Origin of the sequence: Segatella copri DSM 18205 (genome assembly GCF_025151535.1) — a bacterium.
Lineage (GTDB): Bacteria > Bacteroidota > Bacteroidia > Bacteroidales > Bacteroidaceae > Prevotella > Prevotella copri.
In genome coordinates this window covers 869,706-894,144 of the sequence record NZ_CP102288.1, presented here as the reverse complement: position 1 = coordinate 894,144, position 24,439 = coordinate 869,706, and the positions used below count along the sequence as shown (strand labels likewise).

21 protein-coding genes and 5 tRNA genes are annotated in these 24,439 nt (G+C 44.6%); 17 read left to right on the top strand and 9 right to left on the bottom strand.

The genetic code is table 11. The features are described from left to right. Positions 1-34: 34 nt before the first annotated feature. From NQ544_RS03615 to NQ544_RS03585, 7 genes are all read right to left on the bottom strand, one after another. Positions 35-108 (bottom strand) — tRNA-Asp (locus tag NQ544_RS03615). A 98-nt stretch (positions 109-206) separates the two neighbouring features. Further along, a complete protein-coding gene (locus NQ544_RS03610) occupies positions 207-716 on the bottom strand; it encodes a GNAT family N-acetyltransferase (protein WP_006846759.1) in 510 nt (169 codons plus the stop codon). 58 nt (positions 717-774) lie between these two features. Further along, positions 775-1,887 (bottom strand): glycosyltransferase family 2 protein, encoded by a 1,113-nt coding sequence (locus tag NQ544_RS03605; protein WP_006846760.1) that lies wholly within the window; start codon positions 1,885-1,887, stop codon positions 775-777. 30 nt (positions 1,888-1,917) lie between these two features. Next, positions 1,918-2,352, bottom strand: coding sequence for a hypothetical protein (locus NQ544_RS03600; protein ID WP_006846761.1), 435 nt, complete (start codon positions 2,350-2,352; stop codon positions 1,918-1,920). Positions 2,353-2,366: 14 nt separating this feature from the next. Beyond that, positions 2,367-2,978 (bottom strand): recombination mediator RecR, encoded by a 612-nt coding sequence (gene recR / locus NQ544_RS03595; RefSeq protein ID WP_006846762.1) that lies wholly within the window; start codon positions 2,976-2,978, stop codon positions 2,367-2,369. 9 nt (positions 2,979-2,987) lie between these two features. Beyond that, positions 2,988-3,479, bottom strand: coding sequence for a putative outer membrane beta-barrel protein (locus NQ544_RS03590; protein ID WP_006846763.1), 492 nt, complete (start codon positions 3,477-3,479; stop codon positions 2,988-2,990). A 38-nt stretch (positions 3,480-3,517) separates the two neighbouring features. Then, positions 3,518-5,050, bottom strand: a complete 1,533-nt coding sequence (locus NQ544_RS03585; protein WP_006846764.1) for a carbon starvation CstA family protein — start codon at positions 5,048-5,050, stop codon at positions 3,518-3,520. 134 nt (positions 5,051-5,184) lie between these two features. Here NQ544_RS03585 and NQ544_RS03580 point away from each other — a divergent pair, with 134 nt between their 5' ends. The 5 genes from NQ544_RS03580 (at position 5,185) to NQ544_RS03560 (ending at position 7,336) form a co-directional block, all read left to right on the top strand. Continuing rightward, the gene (locus NQ544_RS03580) at positions 5,185-6,933 is read left to right on the top strand and encodes a glycoside hydrolase family 10-like protein (RefSeq protein WP_006846765.1); all 1,749 of its coding nucleotides are present in this window, start codon (positions 5,185-5,187) and stop codon (positions 6,931-6,933) included. A 45-nt stretch (positions 6,934-6,978) separates the two neighbouring features. Next, a tRNA-Lys gene (locus NQ544_RS03575) sits at positions 6,979-7,051 on the top strand. A gap of 15 nt (positions 7,052-7,066) precedes the next feature. Next, positions 7,067-7,140 (top strand) — tRNA-Arg (locus tag NQ544_RS03570). Positions 7,141-7,176: 36 nt separating this feature from the next. Continuing rightward, positions 7,177-7,253: transfer RNA gene (locus NQ544_RS03565), tRNA-Arg, on the top strand. 10 nt (positions 7,254-7,263) lie between these two features. Further along, positions 7,264-7,336: transfer RNA gene (locus tag NQ544_RS03560), tRNA-Lys, on the top strand. 209 nt (positions 7,337-7,545) lie between these two features. Here NQ544_RS03560 and NQ544_RS03555 read toward each other — a convergent pair. Both NQ544_RS03555 and NQ544_RS03550 read right to left on the bottom strand, forming a co-directional pair. After that, positions 7,546-7,695, bottom strand: coding sequence for a hypothetical protein (locus NQ544_RS03555; protein ID WP_006846766.1), 150 nt, complete (start codon positions 7,693-7,695; stop codon positions 7,546-7,548). Positions 7,696-7,740: 45 nt separating this feature from the next. Then, on the bottom strand, positions 7,741-8,688 hold the full coding sequence (locus NQ544_RS03550; protein WP_006846767.1) for an RluA family pseudouridine synthase: 948 nt from the start codon (positions 8,686-8,688) through the stop codon (positions 7,741-7,743). A gap of 230 nt (positions 8,689-8,918) precedes the next feature. On the opposite strand from NQ544_RS03550, the gene NQ544_RS03545 reads away from it, so the two are divergent. The 12 genes from NQ544_RS03545 to araA all read left to right on the top strand — a co-directional run bounded on the left by NQ544_RS03545 (position 8,919) and on the right by araA (position 24,436). Continuing rightward, the gene (locus NQ544_RS03545; RefSeq protein WP_006846768.1) at positions 8,919-10,535 is read left to right on the top strand and encodes an ABC-F family ATP-binding cassette domain-containing protein; all 1,617 of its coding nucleotides are present in this window, start codon (positions 8,919-8,921) and stop codon (positions 10,533-10,535) included. 142 nt (positions 10,536-10,677) lie between these two features. Beyond that, on the top strand, positions 10,678-11,298 hold the full coding sequence (locus NQ544_RS03540; protein WP_040552621.1) for a nucleotide exchange factor GrpE: 621 nt from the start codon (positions 10,678-10,680) through the stop codon (positions 11,296-11,298). Between the two features lie 84 nt (positions 11,299-11,382). Further along, positions 11,383-12,546, top strand: a complete 1,164-nt coding sequence (dnaJ, locus tag NQ544_RS03535) for a molecular chaperone DnaJ (protein WP_006846770.1) — start codon at positions 11,383-11,385, stop codon at positions 12,544-12,546. A gap of 100 nt (positions 12,547-12,646) precedes the next feature. Next, a complete protein-coding gene (locus NQ544_RS03530) occupies positions 12,647-13,885 on the top strand; it encodes a bifunctional folylpolyglutamate synthase/dihydrofolate synthase (RefSeq protein WP_006846771.1) in 1,239 nt (412 codons plus the stop codon). A 111-nt stretch (positions 13,886-13,996) separates the two neighbouring features. Next, complete coding sequence (locus NQ544_RS03525) at positions 13,997-15,082, top strand: aldose epimerase family protein (RefSeq protein ID WP_006846772.1); 1,086 nt, start codon at positions 13,997-13,999, stop codon at positions 15,080-15,082. A gap of 252 nt (positions 15,083-15,334) precedes the next feature. Beyond that, positions 15,335-16,660, top strand: coding sequence for an MFS transporter (locus NQ544_RS03520; RefSeq protein ID WP_006846773.1), 1,326 nt, complete (start codon positions 15,335-15,337; stop codon positions 16,658-16,660). 96 nt (positions 16,661-16,756) lie between these two features. Next, the gene (gene galK, locus NQ544_RS03515; RefSeq protein ID WP_006846774.1) at positions 16,757-17,917 is read left to right on the top strand and encodes a galactokinase; all 1,161 of its coding nucleotides are present in this window, start codon (positions 16,757-16,759) and stop codon (positions 17,915-17,917) included. 210 nt (positions 17,918-18,127) lie between these two features. Further along, complete coding sequence (locus tag NQ544_RS03510) at positions 18,128-19,315, top strand: aldose epimerase family protein (protein WP_006846775.1); 1,188 nt, start codon at positions 18,128-18,130, stop codon at positions 19,313-19,315. Positions 19,316-19,498: 183 nt separating this feature from the next. Then, positions 19,499-21,223 carry a sodium:solute symporter gene (locus tag NQ544_RS03505; protein WP_006846776.1) on the top strand — a complete coding sequence of 575 codons (1,725 nt, stop codon included), beginning with the start codon at positions 19,499-19,501 and terminating at the stop codon, positions 21,221-21,223. Positions 21,224-21,421: 198 nt separating this feature from the next. Beyond that, positions 21,422-22,102 carry an NUDIX hydrolase gene (locus NQ544_RS03500; RefSeq protein WP_040552774.1) on the top strand — a complete coding sequence of 227 codons (681 nt, stop codon included), beginning with the start codon at positions 21,422-21,424 and terminating at the stop codon, positions 22,100-22,102. Positions 22,103-22,129: 27 nt separating this feature from the next. Beyond that, positions 22,130-22,828 (top strand): L-ribulose-5-phosphate 4-epimerase, encoded by a 699-nt coding sequence (locus tag NQ544_RS03495; protein WP_006846778.1) that lies wholly within the window; start codon positions 22,130-22,132, stop codon positions 22,826-22,828. Between the two features lie 66 nt (positions 22,829-22,894). Beyond that, positions 22,895-24,436, top strand: a complete 1,542-nt coding sequence (araA, locus tag NQ544_RS03490; RefSeq protein ID WP_006846779.1) for an L-arabinose isomerase — start codon at positions 22,895-22,897, stop codon at positions 24,434-24,436. The last annotated feature ends 3 nt before the right edge of the window (positions 24,437-24,439 follow it).

The following is a 24,439-nucleotide window of genomic DNA, read 5'->3' as shown; positions in this document are numbered from 1 at the left end:
ACTATTTTGGCAAACCTGCAAGATGATTTTTGAGCGGTGCGTACGAGACTCGAACTCGTGACCTCCTGCGTGACAGGCAGGCATTCTAACCAACTGAACTAACGCACCAATCATGAAATCAAATTGAATGGCTTAGCGCTCATTTTTCATTTGCGAGTGCAAAGGTACTACTTTTTTTTTGTTCTACCAAATTTTTATGCAACTTTTTACAGAAAATATTGAAAAAACATCGCATCCTCATATCCAACTTGGCCACAAAGCCACTGTTTCAGGATATTATTCCCCTCAAATCCAACAGATTGCAGCATTTTAGCCGCTTTTTGGTTTCTGATACCTACAATAGCATAAATTTGCTGAAGATGAAGTACATTCCGAGCATATTGCAACAAGCGTGACACAGAAGCCTTCGCGTAACCCTGCCCCTGAAACTCCTTTTTGATGACAATTCCGAGTTCAGCACGGTGATGACGGGGATCAAAATCTGTAAGATCCAGGATGCCCACCTGCTCATTCTGCTCATTCTCTACTATCAGGCGCACCTGATTGTCTACATAAATATCTGCCGAAGCACTGGTTATATAGTCGAGCAGCACCCGGCGCGAATATGGAACATTGGAAACACCCAGTTCCCAAAGCCGATCATCATTCTCTATCTGGTAGAGAAAATCAAGATCTTCCAACTCTAAAGCACGTAATCGAATATTCGGTTCTTTCATAAACTACACTTATTAAGAATGTACGCGCGTACCTTATTATATAGAAATAAATCTATCCTTATAAATAACCAAATTCATCCTTATCCATCACCTCCCTATCCGTAATCACCTTACCGATGTCCTTCGTATAGGTAGCCAGTTTGATATTCTCGTCAGACCGCTGCGCAAGCTGATGCAGCATCTCTTCATAGCTCATCTCGTCAGCATCAAACAATACCTGATTTGACAGGTCGACATGAGAAGGAGAAAAGAATCCCAGACTCTTTCTGATTCTCGCAGTCATCATCTGCGTAAAGGCTACAGAGGCACGGGCATAGATGGCAAATTTGATAGGAATACTCAAGAGAAGCGACATACCCGAATAATGTTTACGGAAGAAGATAAGCATCGCCTCGTAAAACACATGAACATAGCGGAAGCTCGACTTCTGAGTACTTTCACCTTTGTAATGCAGGATATCTACAGGCAGATAATAGTTCTGATAACCACCCTTCAAGATACGGTAAGAAAGATCAATATCCTCGCCATACATGAAGAAATCCTCATCCAGCAACCCCACCTTCAGCAAGGCTTCACGACGAATCATACAGAAAGCACCGCTCACAACCTCTATCTTTGCCGGCTTATCCCATGGAAGATAACCCATGTAATAATGACCGAAACTGCGATGCTGAGGAAACCGGCCGCACAACCCCATCATCTTATAGAAAGCCACCATCGGAGAAGGCAATCCTCTCCTACTCTCAGGAGCTGGTTTGCCATTGGCTCCCAACATCCTTACACCCAGTGCACCGGCATCAGGATGAGAACGCATAAAACAGACAGCATCTTTGAGAACATGCTCACCGATAATGGTATCCGGATTCAGCAAAAGAACCAGATCACTCTCGCTCTTGCGGATAGCAAGATTGTTGGCACGGGCAAATCCGTTATTATGCGTACAGGCTACAACATGGAGATTAGGATATCGGGAAGCCGGGAAACACTGTTCGAGATATTCCACCGTTCCATCCTGAGAATGATTATCAACCACGATAATCTCTGCCGTATCGCCACTTGCATCACCCTGCTGCCCACACTCCAACACGCCGATAGCTTTCTCTACCGAACGCAGACACTGGGCAAGATAGTACTTCACATTATAGCTTACTATGACAACACTGAGTTTCATACCGAATAGCAAATATTAGATACTGAGAGTTTAACCTTCCGCCTCTGTTGTTTCTTCTTCACATCTTCCGACAGAAGGATAAACAAAGAAGAGACAGAGAAAAAGGATGATAGCCATATATCCAAAAGCAGGCGCCATCGTCTGATAATACATAAACGTATTGATCAGCATTGGCAAGCAGAGCATATTCAGACGGGCAGTGCCCAGAGGAAGAAGTGCATCTCCCTTATGGGTTACCAACTGACGGTGAATAGTCTTGAAACTGAAGAGTTTGAGCGCCAAAGGAATTACGGCAATGGTAAGAAACTCCATCGCTACGGTTATCACATAGACCAACGTGACATCCCCTGCCAGATTAGTAGGTTCCAGTATTTCTGTCTCATAAAGCAAGACCAGCAGGAATCCTACCAACAGGACAAAGAGGAAATTGGTCATCAATATTCGTTGTACTTGTTTGATTTTCATTTTGTTGTCTTTTGTTATTGTCCAAATGGAGTTCTGTTCAGGATACTCCGTCCGAGGGTAACCTCATCTGTATACTCCAATTCATCACCCACCGAGATACCACGGGCGATAACAGAGAGTTTAACAGGATAATCAGCAAGTTTACGGGAGATATAGAAGTTGGTAGTATCACCCTCCATCGTACTGCTGAGAGCAAAAATCACCTCCTTCACCCCACCTTCAGCCACACGCTGAACCAGCGATTCTATCTCTATATCCGAAGGACCGATACCATCCATCGGCGAAATGATGCCGCCCAAGACATGATAGAGTCCGTGAAACTGCTGCGTGTTTTCTATCGCCAGCACATCCTGCACATTCTCGACGACACAGATGGTAGAAGCATCGCGCCGGGAATCAGAACAGATCGGACAGACATCAGTATCGCTGATATTATGACAAACTCTGCAGTATTTCACTTCACGCCGCATCCTGGAAATGGTATCAGCAAAGAGTTCCACATCCTCACTCTTACGCTTGAGCATAAAAAGTACAAGGCGCAAAGCTGTTTTGCGCCCTATACCTGGCAATTTAGAAAACTCCGCCACTGCCTTTTCCAACAAAGTCGAAGAAAACTGTTGTTGCATCTTAGCAGTTTAGAGATAAATACCAATACCCAGTTTCAAACCTACAGTAGAATAATCTACATGCTTCTTGAAACTCTGATCGTAGTAGACAGCTGGCTCGAGGGTAACCGACTTGCCGAGGAAGAAAGCATAACCTACCTCTAGCCCTGGCATGAAATCATTATAACCTCCGGAATGAGCCAACTTTACGCCGCCACCCAGATACAGACCATTCTGCTCGATATAATAACGTGCCTGGGCACCGACAGAGAAATAATCCTTCACGCCTTCAAGACCAGAATGATTATATTCTACCTGCCCCAACAGCATCCAATCGTCTTCTACGAAGTATCCAGCCTTAGCCTGAATACCGAGATTGAGGTCCTGAGAGCCATTATAACTCAAGTTTAAGCCCGTCATCGACGCACCTATATACTGTTTTCCACTTTCAAACTGAGCATGGGCAGCTGTCGAAACGACAAGTGCCAATGCTGCAATAGCTAATTTTTTCATTCGTATCATAAAAAATTACGTATATTGATTAATACTTATATATAAATCTATTGTTTCTTCTGATAACTGCGATACCAACCCAGGAACCATACCAAGGCAATCACCAGAATGATGACACTGCCCGTATAAGCCAGGCTCTCACCCAAAGCCAAAGCTGTTGGCGAAATGAGCAGGAAGGTTGAACATATCACGGTCATAAACAAGGCAGGAACCAGCGTCATCACAAAAGGCTTCTTCTGCTGTACCAGATAAACCGTCAATGTCCAGAGAGTGAACACAGAAAGCGTCTGGTTAGCCCAGCCGAAATACTGCCAGATGATATTGAAACCATCAGGATTCTCCATCTGCCAAACCAGAATGCCCACCGTAAGAGCAAACAACGGAACGCAGATATAAAGACGCTTGCGCATAGAGCGCTGCTCCAAACCGATAAACTCGGCGATAATCAGACGGGCACTTCTCAAAGCCGTATCGCCACTGGTAATAGGCGCTGCAACAACACCCAGCAGAGCCAGGATTCCACCAGCCACACCCAACCAGCTGGAACATACTATCTTCACAACGGTAGGCGCATCGAAGTTCTGGATAAGCGACTTGCCGCCATCAAACTGAGCGATAAACTGCTGAGCCACCTCCGGACTTACGCATTCACGCCATCCACCATAATAGAAGAAATACATGGAAACCGTAGCCCATATCAAGGCAACAATACCTTCTGTAATCATAGCTCCATAGAAAATAGGGCGACCCATCTTCTCATTCTTCATGCATCGGGCCATGAGCGGACTCTGCGTAGCATGGAAACCACTGATGGCACCACAGGCTATCGTGATAAAGAGGCAAGGGAAAATCGGACTCTTCTGTACAAAAGACTCCGTTCCCAACCAAGCCGGATTCTCATTGAGATTGAAACTCTGCAAATTGCTCCAGAGTTCAGGCAATGAAGGCCATTTCACAAAGAGACCTATCATCAGAGCACCCGCCATAAAGAGAAGCGAGAAGGCAAAAAGCGGATAAACCTTACCGATAATCTTATCGATAGGCAGTAATGTAGCAATGACGTAATAAACGAAAATCACCACTATCCAAAACATCTGGCTGCCCCAGTATGCATCCGTATTGCAAATGCCACTCATAATGATAGCCGGACTGTATACAAACACAGCTCCCACCATCATCAGCAAAAGTACCGAAAAGACCAACATCACTTTCTTGGTGCGTCCACCCAAATACTTACCTACCAATTCCGGCAAACCAGCTCCACCGTTACGGATACTGAGCATACCGCTCATGTAATCATGCATGGCTCCTGCAAAGATACATCCGAAGATAATCCACAGATAAGCCACCGGTCCGTACCAGGCACCCATAATAGCACCGAAGATAGGACCCGTTCCTGCAATGTTGAGGAACTGAATCATGAAGATTTTCCAACTAGACAGTACCATAAAGTCGACCCCATCGGCTTTGGTCACTGCAGGCGTAGGGCGGTCATCAGGTCCGAACACATGCGCCACAAACTTTCCATAAAGAAGGTAACCCAATACAAGGGCGACCAAACTAATAACGAAACTGACCATTTTTCTTTTATTGCTTAAAATTTTCTCTCTTTCGGTGCAAAATGCACTTTATTTTAATATTTCAACCGCAAAAGTAATATTTTTATTTGAAATAAAAAAAAATATTGGTATCTTTGTTGCCAAATTGTAAGATTATGAAGAGATTTAAGATATTTTTTATCGTTTTATGCTCTGTTTTGGCCGCAAAAGCCCAGAGTATCGTGTTCAATAACCAGGTGCCGAAACATGAAGTAAGAGCTGTATGGCTGACAACCATAGGAGGTATCGACTGGCCACACTCTTATGCCCAGTCTTCTTATTCTGCCGAAAAGCAGAAAAAGGAGCTTACTGATATACTGGACCGGTTACAGCTGGCTAAAATCAACACCGTACTGATACAGACCCGCGTAAGAGGTACCATGATTTATCCGTCGGCATACGAACCTTGGGATGGATGTCTGTCAGGATTTCCGGGCAGAAGTCCGGGCTATGATGCCCTGCAGTTTGCCATCGACGAATGCCATAAGCGCGGTATGGAACTGCATGCCTGGGTGGTAACCATCCCTGTAGGAAAATGGAACGCACTCGGCTGCAAAACCCTCAGACAGAAGATGCCGAAACTCATCAAGAAAATTGGAGCCGACGGATACATGGATCCGGAAAACAGTCGGACTGGTGATTATCTAGCAAACATCTGCAGGGAAATTACACATAAATATAATGTAGACGGTATTCACCTCGACTATATCCGTTACCCTGAAACCTGGAACATCAAAGTGAGCCGGGAACAGGGACGCCGGTATATCACCAACATCGTAAGAAAGATTCACGATGCAGTGAAGGCTGAAAAACCTTGGGTAAAAATGAGCTGCTCACCTGTAGGAAAGTATGATGACCTGAGCAGATACCGGAGTTTTGGCTGGAATGCATACACGAAGGTCTGTCAGGATGCACAGGGCTGGCTCAAGAGCGGTCTGATGGACGAACTCTTCCCTATGATGTATTTCAAGAACGAACACTTTTATCCGTTTGCCATCGACTGGCAGGAACAGAGCCATGGCAAGATTGTGGTTCCAGGACTGGGCATCTACTTTCTCGATCCGAAAGAAGGAAAGTGGAACATCAATGACGTGACGGCAGAAATGTATCACATCCGAAACCTCGGAATGGGATATGCATTCTTCAGAAACAAGTTTCTTCTGGACAACAAACAGGGTATCCTCGACTTTACCCAACGTTTCAATCCATACCCATCATTGGTTCCGCCGATGACCTGGGCAAGCAAGAACCAACCGGAACAGCCACAACAATTATCGGTAATCACCACCGATAACAAGGTATCAGTTTCCTGGAGCAATCCTTCAAACTATACGGATGGCACTAACATCGCAACCCCTTATATATATAATAATGTATACGCGAGCAAGAAATATCCGGTTGACATCACCGATGCACGCAACCTGGTTGCCGCACGAATCATAGGAAATTCGTTCAAAATAGAAAATCCTGATGCAAAACATCTGTTTGTTGCCGTAACTTCAATGGACGGATATGGCATAGAAAGTCTGCCAACCCAAGAAAAAGAGGAAGAGAATCAACTTTTTTCCAAAAGCACAGGAGCTGCGAAATTACTCGAATGTGACGGAAAGAAGGTATATCTAGCAGAAACTACCAAAAATCTCGTTTTTGACGTTCTGATGATCGAAACCCTGCAAGGATGCGATATTCTGTACCTCCATGCAAAAGATAACACGCTAGATGTAAGAAACTTAAAGGAGGGTATCTACCGCGTGGTAAGCATCAACAAGAAGGGGTATAGACATACATTAGGAACCTTCAAGATGAAGAAAAATTGTTTTTTTTCGAAAAAAGTTGCGAAAAAATTTGGTGGAATCAAAAAATAGTAGTACCTTTGCACTCGCAATTCAGAAATGAGGCTTTTAAATGTTGCACCCTTAGCTCAGTTGGTAGAGCAACTGACTCTTAATCAGTGGGTCTAGGGTTCGAATCCCTAAGGGTGTACAAAAGATAAGAATTGGCTCCGTAGCTCAACTGAATAGAGCACTTGACTACGGATCAAGAGGTTCAAGGTTTGAATCCTTGCGGAGTCACTCTCCTATCAAAGCTTCACTGAAACAAACGGTTTTGGCTCCGTAGCTCAACTGAATAGAGCACTTGACTACGGATCAAGAGGTTCAAGGTTTGAATCCTTGCGGAGTCACCAACAAATAGTTGCACCCTTAGCTCAGTTGGTAGAGCAACTGACTCTTAATCAGTGGGTCTAGGGTTCGAATCCCTAAGGGTGTACAAAAAGAGCATTCCTTAACAGGAATGCTCTTTTTTGTTATTTATTTCTCCCTACCATTTCATATCACCTTTAAATATCACTTTATATCTCTTTAAATATCAATATAAAAAATTGCAGCCATCCAAAGTTTACCCCCAGACAACTGCAACCAATTTACCAATCAAAAATATCTAAATTTTTATCCCGTCATCATCATACAACTCTACTATCAACAGAAGAGCCAGTAAAGAACTGCCAGCACGGCTACCATAACAACAGCTACCATTGCTTTAATCATGCAGGTAGCCACCTTCTTTAAGACAAACAGTCCTACAACAAGGACTACCAATACCAGCGCATAATATCCAAAATCATTCATATCACATTATTATATATAAACTACCAATCAGTATTCATCACCCTATTAACGATCATTCTTTAATGCCCTGCGGAATTCAGCCGGTATCGGAGTTTCAAATTCCATAGGCTGATGCGTTACGGGATGATAGAAACACAGCACATAGGCATGCAGGCACAAGCGCTGGCATGGATCATCACCATTACCATACTTAATATCACCACACACCGGATGCCCCATATCAGCTGTATGAACACGAATCTGATTCTTACGGCCCGTTTCGAGTTTAAACTCCACCAGAGAATGAGCGGTGGTACGCTCTAATGTATGGTAATAGGTAACAGCATACTTGCCGCCATTATCCGTATCACTGCTGTAAGTAATGTAGGCCTTGTTATCTTTCAGCCAGTTGGCAACGGTACCTTCATCATCTTCCATCTCTCCGGAAACCAGAGCCACATATCTGCGGTCGTACACATTATGATGCCAATCATCCTCCAAAGCTAACTCCGTCTGCTTATCCTTGGCATAAATCATCAAGCCCGAAGTATCACGGTCCAGGCGATGTACTACATGCGCCTGGCAGTTCTGGCGAGTCTTATGAAAATAATCATCAAGTACCGTTTTCACATTCAGAGTAGAATGACCGGCTGCCATACTCAAGATACCAATGTTTTTCTCGACAACAATCAGATATCTGTCTTCATAAACAATCTTAAGGTATCTACTTTTAAATACCTCCTGATTCTTCTTTGTCTTGCTCACACTCACCTTCATACCCGGCTTCAGGGCATAATCAAACTGGGTAATGGTTTTGCCATTTACCTTGATTCCCCTACCCTGCAGAGTCTGCTTCACCTTGGTCTTGCTAGGTCCCTTCACATTCTCCATCAGCCATTCCAGCAACGGAGCAGGTTTTTCTACCTTGTAATGCTCATATTCATTTGGGTTTCCGTAGCCATAAGCATTATTGGTATGCTTACTAAAATTTCCTTTTCTATTTTGTTGTCTCATATTGTTATCGATATCATTTTCTTTACATGAAAAACACAGAATCAATGCTGCATTTTCTCCGTTTCAGCCTACAAAAGTAAGACTTTTCTGCAAAATAACAAAAAGCCACCATGTTTTTAACTAAAAATTAGTAACTTTTGCCAATAAATCATTGTGTTTCAAATATTTTTTTGTAATTTTGCAGCAGAATTAAAGATATAATCAGAATAAAAGATATTTAGGAACAAATAATGATTACAGTACAAAATCTTGCGATCCAATTCGGAAAGAGAGTGCTTTACAAGGATGTAAACCTCAAGTTCACTCATGGTAATATTTATGGTATCATCGGTGCTAACGGCGCCGGAAAATCTACTTTCCTCCGCGCTATCAGCGGCGACCTTGAACCAAACAAGGGTTCAGTGGAAATGGGACCAGGCGAGCGACTTTCTGTCTTGGAACAGGACCACTTCAAATATGACGATTTCCGCGTGATGGATACCGTTCTGATGGGCCATCAGCCATTATGGGAAAACATGAAGGAGCGCGAGCGCCTCTATGCTAAACCAGAGATGACAGAAGAAGATGGTAACCTCGCTGCTGAGCTGGAGCTCAAGTTTGCAGAAATGAATGGTTGGGAGGCAGAAAGCAATGCCGCACAACTTCTGCAGAACCTCGGTGTAAAGGAAGACCGCCACGACAAACTCGTTGGAGAACTCTCTAATACAGAGAAGGTGCGCGTGATGCTGGCAAAGGCACTCTTCGGCAACCCAGACAACCTCCTTCTCGATGAGCCTACCAACGACCTCGACCTCGACACAGTTGAGTGGTTGGAAGACTATCTCAGCAACATTGAACAGACCGTACTCGTAGTATCTCACGACCGTCACTTCCTCGATGCAGTAAGTACCCAGACCGTAGATATCGACTTCGGTAAGATTACTATGTTTGCAGGTAACTACTCTTTCTGGTACGAGAGTTCTCAGTTGGCTCTCCGCCAGGCTCAGAACCAGAAGATGAAGGCTGAAGAGAAGAAGAAGCAGTTGGAAGAATTCATCCGCCGATTCTCAGCTAACGTTGCTAAGAGTAAACAGACAACATCCCGCAAGAAGATGCTGGAGAAGCTGAACGTTGAAGAAATACGTCCATCAAGCCGTAAATACCCAGGCATCATCTTCCAGATGGACCGTGAGCCAGGTAACCAGATTCTGGAGGTAGAGGGATTGAAAGCATGCGACGAAGACGGAACAGTGCTCTTCGACAACGTTAACTTCAACATAGAAAAGGGCGAGAAGGTAGTATTCCTCTCTCATAACCCTAAGGCGATGACCGCACTCTTCGAAATCATCAACGGCAACCGAAAGGCTGACGCAGGTGACTACAAGTGGGGTGTTACTATCACAACAGCTTATCTCCCACTCGATAATACAGAATTCTTCCAGAGCGACAAGAACCTGGTTGACTGGTTGAGCCAGTATGGTCCAGGTAACGAAGTTGCCATGAAGGGCTACCTCGGAAGAATGCTCTTCAGCGGCGAAGAAGTACTGAAGAAGGTAAATGTCCTCTCCGGAGGTGAGAAGATGAGATGTATGATTGCACGCATGCAGTTGCAGAACGCCAACTGCCTGATTCTTGATACACCAACCAACCACTTGGACTTGGAGAGTATTCAGGCATTCAACAACAACCTGGTAGGTTTCAAGGGCAATATCCTCTTCTCTAGCCACGACCACGAATTCATCAACACCGTGGCAAACCGTATCATCGAGCTCACTCCATCAGGCACCATCGACAAGCTCATGTCTTATGATGAGTATATCTACGATGATGCTATCAAGGAGCAGAAGGCTAAGATGTACGGATTCTAAACAGAAAGTTATTCTGCTGTTTTAAACAGCAACCACAAATTATCTTATAATTCAATAGTGCCAATTCGATGAGAATCGGGTTGGCACACTTTTTGTCAAACAACCAATAACAAGAATTATCATGTTTAAAAAATTTAAGACTATGTCAAAAGAAAAAGAAATCAATATAGAGGACGGAAACGTTCAGGAGACTGTTCAGAATGAAAATAATGAGCAGACAACTCAAAATGAAAATACTGAGGAAAATCAGAATACTGACAACAAGGCAGAAGAAGGTGACAACAATACAGACGCTGCTGACAAGAAGGCAGAAGAGGTTGATCCTTTAACAAAAGCACAGCAAGAGGTAGAGGAACTCAAGAAACAGTTGCTCTATAAGACTGCTGAGTTTGAGAATTACCGTAAGCGTACCCTCAAAGAGAAAGCAGAACTGATTTTGAATGGTGGCGAGAAGACTGTAGCTGCTATTCTGCCTATTCTCGATGACTTTGAGCGCGCCATCGCTGACAAGAGCGAAGATCCTAAGGTTATCAAGGAAGGTGTCCAGATGATTTTCAACAAGTTCGTAAAGACACTCGAAGGTCTTGGCGTAAAGAAGATTGAAACCAACGACAAGGATTTCGATGTAGATTTCCACGAGGCTATTGCTATGGTTCCGGGAATGGGCGATGACAAGAAGGGAAAGATTATTGACTGCGTCCAGACAGGTTATACGATGAACGACAAGGTAATTCGCCATGCCAAAGTAGCTGTAGGTCAGTAAGAAAGAAATATCAAAAATTATTTTTCAAAATTCAGAACATTCCATTAGAATTCTGCAAGAAAATTCAATATTTGAAATAAGCAAATGGCTAAGAGAGACTATTATGAGGTGCTGGGCGTAGACAAGTCGGCATCAGAAGACGAAATAAAGAAGGCTTATCGAAAGATAGCCATCAAGTATCATCCAGACCGCAACCCTGGCAACAAAGAGGCGGAAGAGAAATTCAAGGAAGCTGCCGAAGCTTACGAAGTTCTCCACGATGCCCAGAAGCGCCAGCAGTATGACCAGTTTGGTTTCAACGGCCCACAAGGTGGATTCGGCGGATTCGGCGGTGGTGCCAGCATGGACATGAACGACATCTTCTCTATGTTTGGAGATATCTTTGGCGGACACGGCGGATTCAGCGGCTTTGGTGGCGGCGGATTCGGTGGCGGTTCACAGAAGCGGGTTTACCAGGGTGGCGACCTTCGCGTAAGAGTAAAACTGACTCTCCAAGAGGCAGCAACAGGTGTTACCAAGCGCTTCAAGATTCGCAAGGATGTAACTTGCTCTGCATGTCACGGAACAGGTTGCGAAGGTGGTGCCCAGCCAGAAACATGTCCGGAATGTCATGGAAGCGGCTATGTCTTAAAGACGGTGCGCAGCATGTTCGGCATGATGCAAACTCAGGCTGCATGTACAAAGTGTGGCGGTGAGGGAACTATCATCAAGAACAAATGTAAGGAATGCGGTGGCGACGGAATCGTGAAGGGCGAGGAACTCGTAGAAATCAATATTCCTGCAGGTGTCGACAACGATATGGTTGTTACCGTTGAAGGAAAGGGTAACCAAGGCAAGCACAATGGTCTCTACGGAAACCTACAGGTAATGGTAAGCGTAGAAAAGAACGATGATTTCGAGCGTGTTGGTCAGGACTTATACCATAATCTTGTTCTTGACTTTGCAACTGCCACTTTGGGTGGCGAGGTAGAAGTCCCTACCTTGGATGGTAAGACAAAGATTAAAATAGAACCAGGCACACAACCAGGCAAACAGATCCGTTTGCGTGGCAAAGGTATGCCGGCTATTAAGGGATATGGTTATGGCCGTGGTGATATTATCGTCAATATTACCGTTTTCATCCCTACCTCTCTGACCAAAGGAGAAAAGGATCTTGTTGTGAAATTCAAGGAATGCGATAATTTCAAAGCAGATAATGCAGAGAAGAAATCTCTCTTTGAAAGTTTCAAGAATCTCTTTAAAAAATAAACAGTAAAGAGCTATCCCCGAAGAGGGCGAACTATCTTTGAAAGAACGGTTCGCTCTTTTCGGGGATTATCTGTATATATAATAAGGTATAACATATAACATGAATTATCAAGAAACTGTTGAATATCTTTTCACCAGCACGCCGGTTTTTGAAAAGATTGGAGCCAAGGCATACAAACCTGGGCTTGATACGATGTATAAAATGGATGAACACTTCGGACATCCTCATAACCAATATAAATGTATCCACATTGCAGGAACCAACGGAAAAGGTTCATCATCCCATACCCTTGCAGCAATCCTGCAGAGCCAGGGCTATAAGGTCGGCCTGTTCACATCTCCACATCTTGTAGATTTCAGAGAACGCATTCGCATAAATGGTGAGATGGTAAGCGAAGAGTATGTAATCGACTTTGTAGAAAACAACCGGAAATTCTTCGAACCGCTACATCCTTCGTTCTTTGAACTGACCACCATGATGGCATTTCAGTATTTTGCAGAACAAAAGGTAGACTTTGCCGTCATCGAAGTTGGATTGGGAGGAAGACTGGATAGTACCAACATCATCACTCCTATCCTATCCGTTATCACGAACATCAGTTTTGACCACACCCAATTTCTCGGGAATACACTCGGCGAGATTGCAGGCGAAAAGGCGGGTATCATCAAGCCAAAGATTCCTGTCGTTATTGGCGAATGGAACGAAGAGACCCAACCTGTGTTCATCAAGAAAGCCCATGAACAGAATTCTCCTATCCATTTTGCACATGAAACTGACGCAGACATGAACTTCGAACTGAAAGGCAACTATCAGAAAAAGAACTTCTGCACCATATCCGCAGCCGTAGAATGCCTGAAGGAAGAAGGAATAGAAATCAAAGATCAAAGCATAAAGAACGGCTTCGAACATGTATGCGAGCTGACAGGCTTACGTGGCAGATGGGAAAAACTCAACGAGCACCCTCTCACCATCTGTGATACGGGACATAACCTTGCCGGATGGGAGTATCTGGAACCTCAGATTGCATCCGTCAAAGCCGATACGAAACATATTGTCTTCGGAATGGTTGACGACAAAGATGTAGAGCATGTAATGGAACTATTAGAAAAGTTGCCAAAAGAAAGCACGATTTTCTATTGGACACAGCCATCAACCAAAAGAGCGATTCCTGTAGACAAATTATTCGGATACGCACAAAAGCACGGCTTAAACGGAACATGCTATCAAACTATCGCACAGGCATTTAACACAGCAAAAGCAAACGCAAAAAAAGATGATTTTATCTTTATTGGCGGATCAAGTTACGTCGTTGCCGATTTGCTATCAGAATCGTTTTAGGATTTTTTAAATCAAAAAGTTCATAAAATATTTGTAATACTCATTTTTTTTTAGTTACTTTGCAGTACATTACTTAAACCAAAGTAAGGTAACTAAAAAAAGTGAGATATTATGAATACAGAACCAGCAAATAAGTGTGGTTTGAAAAGAGAAGATTTTCAGACCACAGTGAATGGCAAGAAGACTGATCTCTTCGTGTTAAGAAACAAGCAAGGCAACGAAGTTGCAGTGACTAACTATGGTGGAGCAGTCGTAGCCATCATGATGCCTGACAAGGATGGCAACTATGCCAACCTCATCCAAGGCCATGACAACATACAGGACGTCATCAACTCACCAGAGCCATTCTTGAGTGTGCTCATCGGTCGTTATGGCAACCGTATTAAAGAAGGCAAGTTCATACTTCACGGCAAGGAGTATCATTTGGCATGCAACGATGGTCCCAACCACCTGCATGGTGGACCTACAGGTTTCCACACCAAAGTTTGGGATGCAACCCGCATGAGTGATAGCGCTGTCGTATTGAAATACACAAGCCCTTATGGTGAAGAAGGCTTCACTGGTGAATTGACAGTTTGGGTAGCTTACACATTGACCGACGACAATGAGTTCGTTATCAAGTATCAGGCTACAACCAACAAGACAACCATCTGCAACCTGACACACCACGCTTTCTTCTCAATCCAGGGTATTGCTAATCCTACCCCAACAGTTGACAATATCATCTGTGAGGTGAACGCAAACTACTATCTCCCTATCGATAAGTATTCTATCCCTACAGGTGAGATTTTGAAGGTTGAGGGCACACCATTCGATTTCCGTACACCAAAGCCAATTGGTCAGGACATCAATGCAGACAACGAGCAGATCAAGAATGGTCAGGGTTATGACCACAACTATGTATTGAACAAGACAGAAGAAGGTGAGTTGAGTTTCGCTGCCCGTATAAAAGACCCTGTAAGCTGCCGTACCATGGAGGTTTATACCACAGAACCAGGTTTGCAGATGTACACAGGTAATTTCCTTGCAGGTATCTCAGGACAGTTTGGTGCAACATTCCCACGTCGCAGTGCAGTCTGCTTCGAGGCACAGAAGTTCCCAGACACTCCAAATCACACCTATTTCCCAAGTTGCAGATTAAATCCGGGTGAAACATACACCCAGAAGACAATCTATAAGTTTGGAATTGACAAATAAATCAGAATAAATCATGGAGCAGGTACTCTAAACAGCACTTGCTCCATTTTCGCGCTTGAATGACAAACCCCATCCAGCGCGACAACAATCTTAAAGAGAAGTCTTAACGTCTTTAAAGAAGAAACAACCTCTTAGAAGAAAAGAGTAGCAACCTCTTTACCATAAAAGAGAATCAATAACCTCTTCAAAAAGAGTATAAACAAGCTTTTCGCAAATAATAATAACAAATAACAATATCAACTATCAAAAAAAATGGAAAACCAAAGTAAAAATGGCAATATCATCGCCATTATCACGATGATGTTCCTCTACGCCATGATTTCGTTCGTAACGAATTTGGCCGCTCCTATCGGAGTTATTTGGAAAAATGTATTCGCTGACAGCGGAAGTGCTAACATGATCGGTATGTTGGGTAACGCCATGAACTTCTTGGCTTACCTCTTCATGGGTATCCCTGCAGGTAAGTTGCTCACCAAAATCGGTTACAAGAAGACAGCCCTCACCGGTATCGCTACCGGATTCGTAGGCGTGCTCATCCAGTTCCTTTCAGGTAAGTTCGGTGCCGACATCTCAGGCTTCGCCGTTTACCTCTTCGGTGCGTTCATCTCAGGTTTCGCAGTTTGTATTTTGAATACTGTTGTAAACCCAATGTTGAACCTCATCGGTGGTGGTGGTAACCGCGGTAACCAGTTGAACCTCATCGGTGGTACATTGAACAGTTTATCCGGAACTTTAACCCCAATGCTCGTAGGTGCCCTTATCGGTACTGTTACTGCTAATACCAAAATGGTAGATGTGAACCTCGTGCTTTACATTGCCCTTGCCGTCTTCGCAGCAGCATTCGTTATCTTGAACTTCATCCCTATCCAGGATCCAGAGATGGGTAAGACTACAGACAAGACTGTATTCGAGCATTCACCATGGGCTTTCCGCCACTTCAACCTCGGCGTTATCGCAATCTTCGTTTATGTAGGTGTTGAGGTAGGCATTCCTGGAACATTGAACTTCTACATTTCTGATACAACAGCAAATGGTGGTGGTTTCATCAATGGTACAGCCTTGGCAAATGCAGCAGCTATCGGTGGTTTCGTTGCAGGTACATATTGGCTCCTGATGCTGGTTGGTCGTCTTTGCTCTAGCTTTATTGCTGACAAGGTATCTAGCCGCATGATGATGATGATTGCCAATGGTGCAGGTATGATTTTTATCGTCCTCGCCGTACTTCTCGGCAAGTCAACTACAGTAGAAATGCCTGTATTTACAGGTACATCATTCCAGATGGTAACAGTGCCTATCGCTGCCATGTTCCTGGTACTCTGCGGTCTCTGCACTTCTATCATGTGGTCTTCTATCTTCAACCTCGCTACCGAGGGGCTTGGCAAGTATACAGCCCAGGCTTCAGGTATCTTCATGATGATGGTAGTAGGTGGCGGATTGATGCCATTGGTACAGAACTTCATCGCAGACAACGCTGGCTATATGGCTAGTTACATTGTGCCTCTCATCTGTATGGCATACATGTTCTTTTATGCTGTAGCTGGTTGCAAGAACATCAACAAGGATATTCCTGTTGATTAATAACACGAAATAAATTAGCCCTAAGGCATATATAGTCTTGGGGCTAAATCATATAATCAAATCTTTAGTAACAACCCAACAAAAACTTAACTAATTATGGATATTGAAAAAGTAAGAAGCCGTTTCATCAAGCATTTCGATGGTAAAACAGGTAACATCTACATGTCACCAGGTCGTATTAACTTGATTGGCGAGCATACCGATTATAATGGTGGATTTGTTTTCCCAGGTGCAGTAGATAAGGGTATTATGGCAGAAATCCGTCCTAACGGAACAGATACCGTCATGCTCTACTCTATCGACTTGAAGGACCGTGTAGAATTCAAGATTAATGATCCTGAAGGTCCACGCACTTCATGGGCACGTTACATCTATGGTGTTTGCCAGGAGATGAAGGCTTTGGGCGTTGACGTAAAGGGTTTCAATGCAGCATTCTATGGTGATGTGCCTCTCGGTGCAGGTATGTCTTCTTCTGCTGCTCTTGAAAGCTGTTTTGCTTTTGCTTTGAACGACCTCTTTGGTGACAACAAGGTTTCTAAATGGGATCTCGTACTCGCAGGCCAGGCTACTGAGCACAAGTATGTAGGTGTTAACTGCGGTATCATGGACCAGTTTGCTTCTGTTTTCGGTAAGGAAGGTAAGTTGATGCGCCTCGATTGCAACAGCCGCGAATTTGAATACTTCCCATTCGAGCCTAAGGGCTATAAACTCTGCCTGGTAAACTCTAAGGTAAAGCACGAGCTGGCAGGTTCTCCATACAACGACCGCCGCAACTCTTGCGAAAATGTTGTTAAGCACATTGCAGCAAAGCACCCAGAAACTAAGTTCGAAACTCTCCGTGATTGCACATGGGAGCAGTTGGAAGAGGTTCGCGCTGAGGTAGGCGAAGAGGATTACAGCCGCGCTCACTTCGTATTGGGCGAGAAGGACCGCGTTTTGGCAGTCTGCGATGCTCTTGAGAAGGGCGACTACGAGACAGTAGGTCAGAAGATGTACGAGACTCACTACGGCTTGAGCAAGGAATACGAGGTAAGCTGCGAGGAACTCGACTTCTTAAACGATGTTGCTAAGGAGAACGGTGTTACTGGTAGCCGTATCATGGGCGGTGGCTTCGGTGGCTGCACCATCAACCTGGTAAAGGACGATATCTACGACAAGTTCGTTGAGGACGTTACAGCTAAGTTCACAGCTAAATATGGTCATGCTCCAGAGATTTACCCTGTAATCATCTCTGAGGGTTCTCACAAGGTTTGCTAATATATACATTATATATAATATAAGGAACTGCAGTTAGTATTTGCTAACTGCAGTTTTTTTGTCCCAAATAAGACAAAAACAGGCGTTTTCATACAAATAGTGTTAAAAAGACACTTTAGAAGAAAAAAAGTTAGGGAAAACGCTTGCAGATTCGAAATAAAATTGTAATTTTACACCCAAAATGAATAGACAATAAAAAACAGCCTAAAAATGAGTACATTTAAGACCCTATTTATGGGAGTTGGTTTTGCGGCTATCGCTACCCTCTCAGCTTGTTCATCAAGCAGCAATGCAAGTCTCACACAATCTGGTTTGAATCCAGCAGATTTCGATTCAACAGTATTGGGCAAGAAGACTGAGTTAGTAACTCTCAAGAATGCAAACGGCATGGAAGTTTGCCTCACCAATTATGGTGGACGTGTCGTTTCCATTTCCGTTCCAGACAAGGACGGAAAGCCAACAGATGTGGTTCTTGGTTACGATAATATCCATCAGTATGCTGACACCCTTAACTCTCCTTCAGATTATGGTTCTTCAGTAGGACGTTATGCCAACCGTATCAAGGATGCTAAACTTTCACTTGCTGGTTCAACATACCAGTTGAAGGCAAATGATAATGGCAACTGCCTGCATGGTGGTGGTGCAACAGGATGGTTGAACCAGGTTTACGACATTACAGAGAAGAACGACTCATCCGTTACCTTCACTATCAATGCGAAGGATGGCGAGAATGGTTTCCCTGGCAACGTAACAGCAACAGCTAAATATACGGTCAAGAGTGACAACACACTCGACATCGAGTTTGGCGCTACAACAGACAAAGAGACCGTTGTCAATATGACCAACCACAGTTACTTCAACTTGAATGGCGATCCATCTAAGGAAGGTTTCGATCAGGTAATGTACATCAATGCAGATAAGTTCACTCCTGCAGATTCACTTTACATCCCAACAGGTGAAATCAAGAGTGTCGAGGGAACCCCTATGGATTTCCGTAAACCTGCAGAAATCGGCAAGAAGGTAGACTATAACTTTGACCAGATTAAGAATGCCACAGGTTACGACCACAACTGGTGTTTGAACACATATAAGAACGGTAAGGGCGATGACAAAACAGTTTGCGCAAGCCTCTACTCACCAAAGAGCGGTATCCTTCTTGAAGTATTTACCAACGAGCCAGGCATTCAGGTTTACACCGGTAACTTCCAAGGCACAGGTATTGCCTGCAAGCATGGCATCAAGTATCCTAAACACGTAAGCGTTTGCTTCGAGAGCCAGAAATATCCTGATTCTCCAACCAAGATTGCTCAGGGTGTAAAGGATTGGACAGATGCCACATTGAAGCCAGGAGAGAAATACTATTCTCACCTCGCTTACAAATTCAGCGTTAAAAAGTAAGCGTAAGTTAGTTTAAAAGTTAGCGAACCGGCGGATAAAGTCCGCTGGAACAGCTAACATCCAACAAGAAGTTTTCGCAATAACAAAAAAACGAAATGTGCTGGATAAGAAACTAACATAATAAGCATCCAATAAAAGAAAAGAATAAACAAATAATAATAAACAAACAATCTTATAGTAATTATGAATTGGAATTCAACAGAATTCGTATGGCTTGATTGGGCTATACTCGCCATTGGTGTTATCGGCGTAATTTGGGCTGTCTGGCACGCAATCATGAAAGACAGAAAGGCTCAGAAAGGTGAAGACTCTTCTGCCTACCTCTTCGGTAAGGGTGAGCCATGGTATGTAATCGGTATGGCTATTTTTGCAGCCAACATTGGTTCAGAGCACCTCGTTGGTTTGGCTGGTACAGGTGCCAAGAGTGGTGTCGGTATGGCACACTGGGAGATGCAGGGCTGGATGATCCTCATCTTGGGTTGGCTGTTCGTACCTTTCTACCAGTTGCTCATCAACAAGATGGGTAAAATCATCACCATGCCAGACTTCCTGAAGTTCCGCTATACCCAGCGCACAGGTTCATGGCTCTCTATCATCACCCTCGTAGCTTACATCCTTACTAAGGTGAGTGTTACAGCCCTTACAGGTGGTATCTTCTTTGAATATCTTTGGGGCTTGAACTTCTGGGTTGGTGCCATCGGCTTGATTATCCTCACTACCATCTTCACCGTATTCGGTGGTATGAAGGGTGTGATGACATTGTCAACCATCCAGACTCCTATCCTCGTCATCGGTTCTTTCCTCGTACTCTTCCTCGGTCTCTCTACCCTCGGCGGTGGCAGCATCTCTGCCGGTTGGGCCGACATGATGGATTACTGCGGCAAGCTGAACAATGGTTATGGTACAACCCACATGTTCCACTGGGAGGCAGGTGACTCTATGTATCAGGATTATCCTGGTTTCGTAGTATTCATCGGTGCAACCATCATCGGTTTCTGGTACTGGTGTACTGACCAGCACATCGTTCAGCGTGTACTCGGTCAGGTTCCTGGCGAGAGCAACGTAGAGGTTATGAAGCGTGCCCGCCGCGGTACTATCGCAGCCGGTTTCTTCAAGGTACTCCCTTGCTTCATGTTCCTCATCCCAGGTATGATTGCAGCAGCCTTGGCTCAGAAGGGTGCTATCCAGATGAACGAGACTGATGCAGCCTTCGCCATCATGGTAAAGACCGTTCTTCCTGCAGGTATCAAGGGTATTGTAACCATCGGTTTCATCTGCGCACTCGTTGCTTCATTGGCAGCATTCTTCAATAGCTGTGCTACCCTCTTCACCGAGGACTTCTACAAGCCATTGAAGAAGGGCATGTCTGAGGCTCACTACGTACTCGTTGGCCGTATCGCTACCGTTGTAGTTGTAGTTCTCGGTTTCGCATGGTTGCCAATCATGATGAAGATGGATACTTTGTACAACTATCTCCAGGGTATCCAGTCACTTCTGGCACCAGCCATGGTAGCCGTATTTGCAATGGGTATCTTCTTCAAGAAGATTACTCCAAAGGCAGGTGAGTACACTATGATCACCGGTTTCCTCATCGGTATGCTCCGCCTCGTTACCAACGTCATCACTGATACAGGTAAGGCTACAATGGATGGTGCATTCTGGGATTACACCGCATGGTTCTGGCAGACCAACTGGCTCGTATTCGAGTGCTGGTTGCTCGTATTCCTCATCATCTTCATGGTAGTAGTAAGCTGCTTCACACCAGCTCCAAGCAAGGAGCAGGTAGAGGCAATCACCTTCACATCAGACTTCAAGAAGTCTATCCGTGAGAGTTGGAGTGCCTTCGATATTATCGGTACCCTCGTAGTAATCGGCCTCTGCGCAGCATTCTACGCATACTTCTGGTAAAATATTATTCACGTCAGGAGTAAGAAGTGAGGAGTCTGGAATTTTCTCAAAGATCAGACAAAACTGTTTCTGTTGAAAAATCCGTGATTCTTTCTTCTCCTTCTTACTCCTTGATTTTCCTCTCGAAGCTGCTCTATGAAGAGCAAGCAAAAGAACACAACATACATTGAATCATTACATCAAAACAGCAGTAAGACCATGACCCAGTTTTATAATGAATACTCCAAAGTATTAGTATCCGTCGATTGTATCATTTTCGGTTTCGACGGTAGTAACCTCCAGGTACTGATAGGCAAACGCAAGATGGACCCGGGAAGAGGCGAATGGTCACTCTATGGTGGTTTCGTTGGCGCAACAGAAAATCTCGAAGATGCTGCCAACAGAGTCATCCTGGAACTTACTGGAATGAAAAACCTCTATATAAGACAAGTAGGAGCTTTCGGCCGCATCGACCGTGACCCAGGTGAGCGAGTTATCTCTATCGCCTATTGCACTCTCATCAATGTGAAAGACTATGATGACAGCCTCCGTGTAGAACACGGATTGGAATGGGTTAGTCTGAACGAACTTCCAGAACTTTACTCAGACCACAAACTCATGATCCGCAACGCTATCGCACAGATACGCCGCCGCATCAATCATGAGCCATTAAGCTTCAAACTCCTCCCAGACCTCTTTACGCTGACACAGCTTCAGCATGTATTCGAGGCAGTAATAGGCGAAGAGATTGATAAGCGCAACTTCCGCAAACGCGTGAAGGATATCGACTTCATCGAGAAAACAGAACTCATCGATAAAGTCAACTCGAAACGAGGCGCCGCCCTCTACCGCTTCAACAAGAAAGCATACGAGGAAGACCCATCGTTCAATTTGAAATAGAATAAACAACTTAAAACAAAAAAAACTATGTTAGAAGAATTAAAAGAAAAAGTGTTCAAGGCAAACCTTGATCTCGTTAAGCACAACCTCGTGCTCTTTACATGGGGTAACGTGAGTGGCATCGACCGCGAGAAAGGTCTGGTTGTCATCAAACCATCAGGCGTCGATTATGACACCATGAAGGCTAGCGATATGGTAGTAGTAGACTTGGAAACAGGTAAGGTAGTAGAAGGCGATCTGAATCCATCATCTGATACACCAACCCACTTGGTTCTCTACCGCGCATTCCCAGAGTTGGGTGGCGTAGTTCATACTCACTCTACTTATGCTACCGCTTGGGCACAGGCTGGCTTGGACATCCCTAATATTGGTACAACTCATGCTGATTACTTCCACGATTGCATCCCTTGCACTGATGCGATGACAGAGGATATGATGGCAGAATATGAGCACAACACAGGTGTTGTCATCGTTGACCGTTTCAAGAAAGATAACATCAACCCAGTTCATACTCCTGGCGTATTGGTTAAGAACCATGGTCCTTTTACATGGGGTAAGGATGCTGACCAGGCTGTTTATCACGCAGTAGTAGCTGAACAGGTGGCCAAGATGGCTTTCATCTCATTCTCTGTGAATCCAAACACCACCATGAACCCATTGCTCGTAGAGAAGCACTTCAACCGCAAGCACGGTCCTAACGCTTACTATGGACAAAAAAAGCACTAATTAAAGGGTGTTTCAAATAAAGATATTAGATAACATTAACAATAACAATTAATACAACAAACAATCATGATTAAAGCATTTGAAAATTTAGAGGTATGGTTTGTAACTGGTGCACAGCTTCTTTACGGAGGCGAAACAGTTAAGATAGTTGATGGTCACTCAAAGGACATGGTAGATGGTCTGAACAACAGTGGCATCATCCCAATCAAGGTAGTTTACAAGGGCACAGCTAACTCTTCTGCAGAAGTAGAGGCCGTCATGAAGGCTGCCAACAACGATAAGAAGTGCGTAGGTATCATCACATGGATGCACACCTTCTCTCCAGCTAAGATGTGGATCAAGGGCTTGCAGGCTCTCGAGAAGCCTCTCCTCCACTTCCACACCCAGTACAACGCAGAGTTGCCATGGGACACTATCGACATGGACTTCATGAACCTCAACCAGTCAGCTCACGGTGATATTGAGTTCGGTCACATCTGCTCTCGCATGCGCATTCCTCGCAAGGTAGTAGTTGGACACTGGAAGAGCGCTGAGGCTCAGAAGAAGATTGCTATCTGGGCACGTGTTGCTGCAGCCGTTGCTGATGCACACAATGTACGTTGCCTCATGTTCGGTATGAACATGAACAATGTTGCTGTAACAGATGGTGACCGCGTTGAGTTCGAACAGCGTCTCGGCTATCATGTTGACTACTATCCAGTTTCTAACCTCATGGAATATTGGAAGCAGGTTTCTGACGAAGAGGCACTGGCTCTCATTGAGCAATACAAGAAGGAATATATAATCAAGATCGACGAGTCAGGCGAAGAGGTTTATTGGGAGAAAGTGCTCCATGCCGCAAAGGCAGAGATCGCTCTTCGTCGCGTGCTCAAGGAGGAAGGTGCAACAGCCTTCACTACCAACTTCGACGACCTTGGTGAGGCAGACATCACCGATCCTAACTTCATCGGCTTCGACCAGATTCCTGGTCTTGCTTCACAACGCCTGATGGCTGAAGGTATCGGCTTCGGTGCCGAAGGTGACTGGAAGACAGCGTGTCTCTATCGCTCACTCTGGATAATGAACCAGGGCTTGACAAAGGGCTGCTCATTCCTTGAGGACTATACCCTCAACTTCGCTGCCGACCGCACATCTAGCCTCCAGAGCCACATGCTTGAGGTCTGCCCTCTCATCGCAGTCAACAAGCCAACACTCGAAGTACACTTCCTCGGCATCGGTATCCGCAAGGAGCAGACAGCCCGTTTGGTATTCACATCTAAGACAGGTAAGGGTGTTAAGGCAACTGTAGTTGACCTCGGCAACCGTTTCCGTCTCATCGCAAGTGAGGTAGAGTGCATCGAGCCAAAGGCAATGCCTAAGCTCCCTGTAGCTTCAGCTCTCTGGGTTCCACAGCCAACCTTCGAGATTGGTGCAGGTGCTTGGATCCTCGCTGGTGGTACTCACCACAGTGCATTCTCTTACGATATCACTGCTGAGTACTGGGAAGACTTCTGCGAGATTCTCGGTATTGAGTTCGTCAACATCGACAAGAACACAACTATCAGCAGCTTCAAGCAGCAGCTCCGCAACAACGAGATTTACTACATGCTCAACAAGGCGTTGAGATAATTT

Excerpts from the sequence above, each read along its gene's own strand:
- NQ544_RS03610 (WP_006846759.1), bottom strand. The coding sequence starts at position 716 with ATGAAAGAACCGAATATTCGATTACGTGCTTTAGAGTTGGAAGATCTT.
- NQ544_RS03605 (WP_006846760.1), bottom strand. The coding sequence starts at position 1,887 with ATGAAACTCAGTGTTGTCATAGTAAGCTATAATGTGAAGTACTATCTT.
- NQ544_RS03600 (WP_006846761.1), bottom strand. The coding sequence starts at position 2,352 with ATGAAAATCAAACAAGTACAACGAATATTGATGACCAATTTCCTCTTT.
- recR (WP_006846762.1), bottom strand. The coding sequence starts at position 2,978 with ATGCAACAACAGTTTTCTTCGACTTTGTTGGAAAAGGCAGTGGCGGAG.
- NQ544_RS03590 (WP_006846763.1), bottom strand. The coding sequence starts at position 3,479 with ATGATACGAATGAAAAAATTAGCTATTGCAGCATTGGCACTTGTCGTT.
- NQ544_RS03585 (WP_006846764.1), bottom strand. The coding sequence starts at position 5,050 with ATGGTCAGTTTCGTTATTAGTTTGGTCGCCCTTGTATTGGGTTACCTT.
- NQ544_RS03580 (WP_006846765.1), top strand. The coding sequence starts at position 5,185 with ATGAAGAGATTTAAGATATTTTTTATCGTTTTATGCTCTGTTTTGGCC.
- NQ544_RS03555 (WP_006846766.1), bottom strand. The coding sequence starts at position 7,695 with ATGAATGATTTTGGATATTATGCGCTGGTATTGGTAGTCCTTGTTGTA.
- NQ544_RS03550 (WP_006846767.1), bottom strand. The coding sequence starts at position 8,688 with ATGAGACAACAAAATAGAAAAGGAAATTTTAGTAAGCATACCAATAAT.
- NQ544_RS03545 (WP_006846768.1), top strand. The coding sequence starts at position 8,919 with ATGATTACAGTACAAAATCTTGCGATCCAATTCGGAAAGAGAGTGCTT.
- NQ544_RS03540 (WP_040552621.1), top strand. The coding sequence starts at position 10,678 with ATGTCAAAAGAAAAAGAAATCAATATAGAGGACGGAAACGTTCAGGAG.
- dnaJ (WP_006846770.1), top strand. The coding sequence starts at position 11,383 with ATGGCTAAGAGAGACTATTATGAGGTGCTGGGCGTAGACAAGTCGGCA.
- NQ544_RS03530 (WP_006846771.1), top strand. The coding sequence starts at position 12,647 with ATGAATTATCAAGAAACTGTTGAATATCTTTTCACCAGCACGCCGGTT.
- NQ544_RS03525 (WP_006846772.1), top strand. The coding sequence starts at position 13,997 with ATGAATACAGAACCAGCAAATAAGTGTGGTTTGAAAAGAGAAGATTTT.
- NQ544_RS03520 (WP_006846773.1), top strand. The coding sequence starts at position 15,335 with ATGGAAAACCAAAGTAAAAATGGCAATATCATCGCCATTATCACGATG.
- galK (WP_006846774.1), top strand. The coding sequence starts at position 16,757 with ATGGATATTGAAAAAGTAAGAAGCCGTTTCATCAAGCATTTCGATGGT.
- NQ544_RS03510 (WP_006846775.1), top strand. The coding sequence starts at position 18,128 with ATGAGTACATTTAAGACCCTATTTATGGGAGTTGGTTTTGCGGCTATC.
- NQ544_RS03505 (WP_006846776.1), top strand. The coding sequence starts at position 19,499 with ATGAATTGGAATTCAACAGAATTCGTATGGCTTGATTGGGCTATACTC.
- NQ544_RS03500 (WP_040552774.1), top strand. The coding sequence starts at position 21,422 with ATGACCCAGTTTTATAATGAATACTCCAAAGTATTAGTATCCGTCGAT.
- NQ544_RS03495 (WP_006846778.1), top strand. The coding sequence starts at position 22,130 with ATGTTAGAAGAATTAAAAGAAAAAGTGTTCAAGGCAAACCTTGATCTC.
- araA (WP_006846779.1), top strand. The coding sequence starts at position 22,895 with ATGATTAAAGCATTTGAAAATTTAGAGGTATGGTTTGTAACTGGTGCA.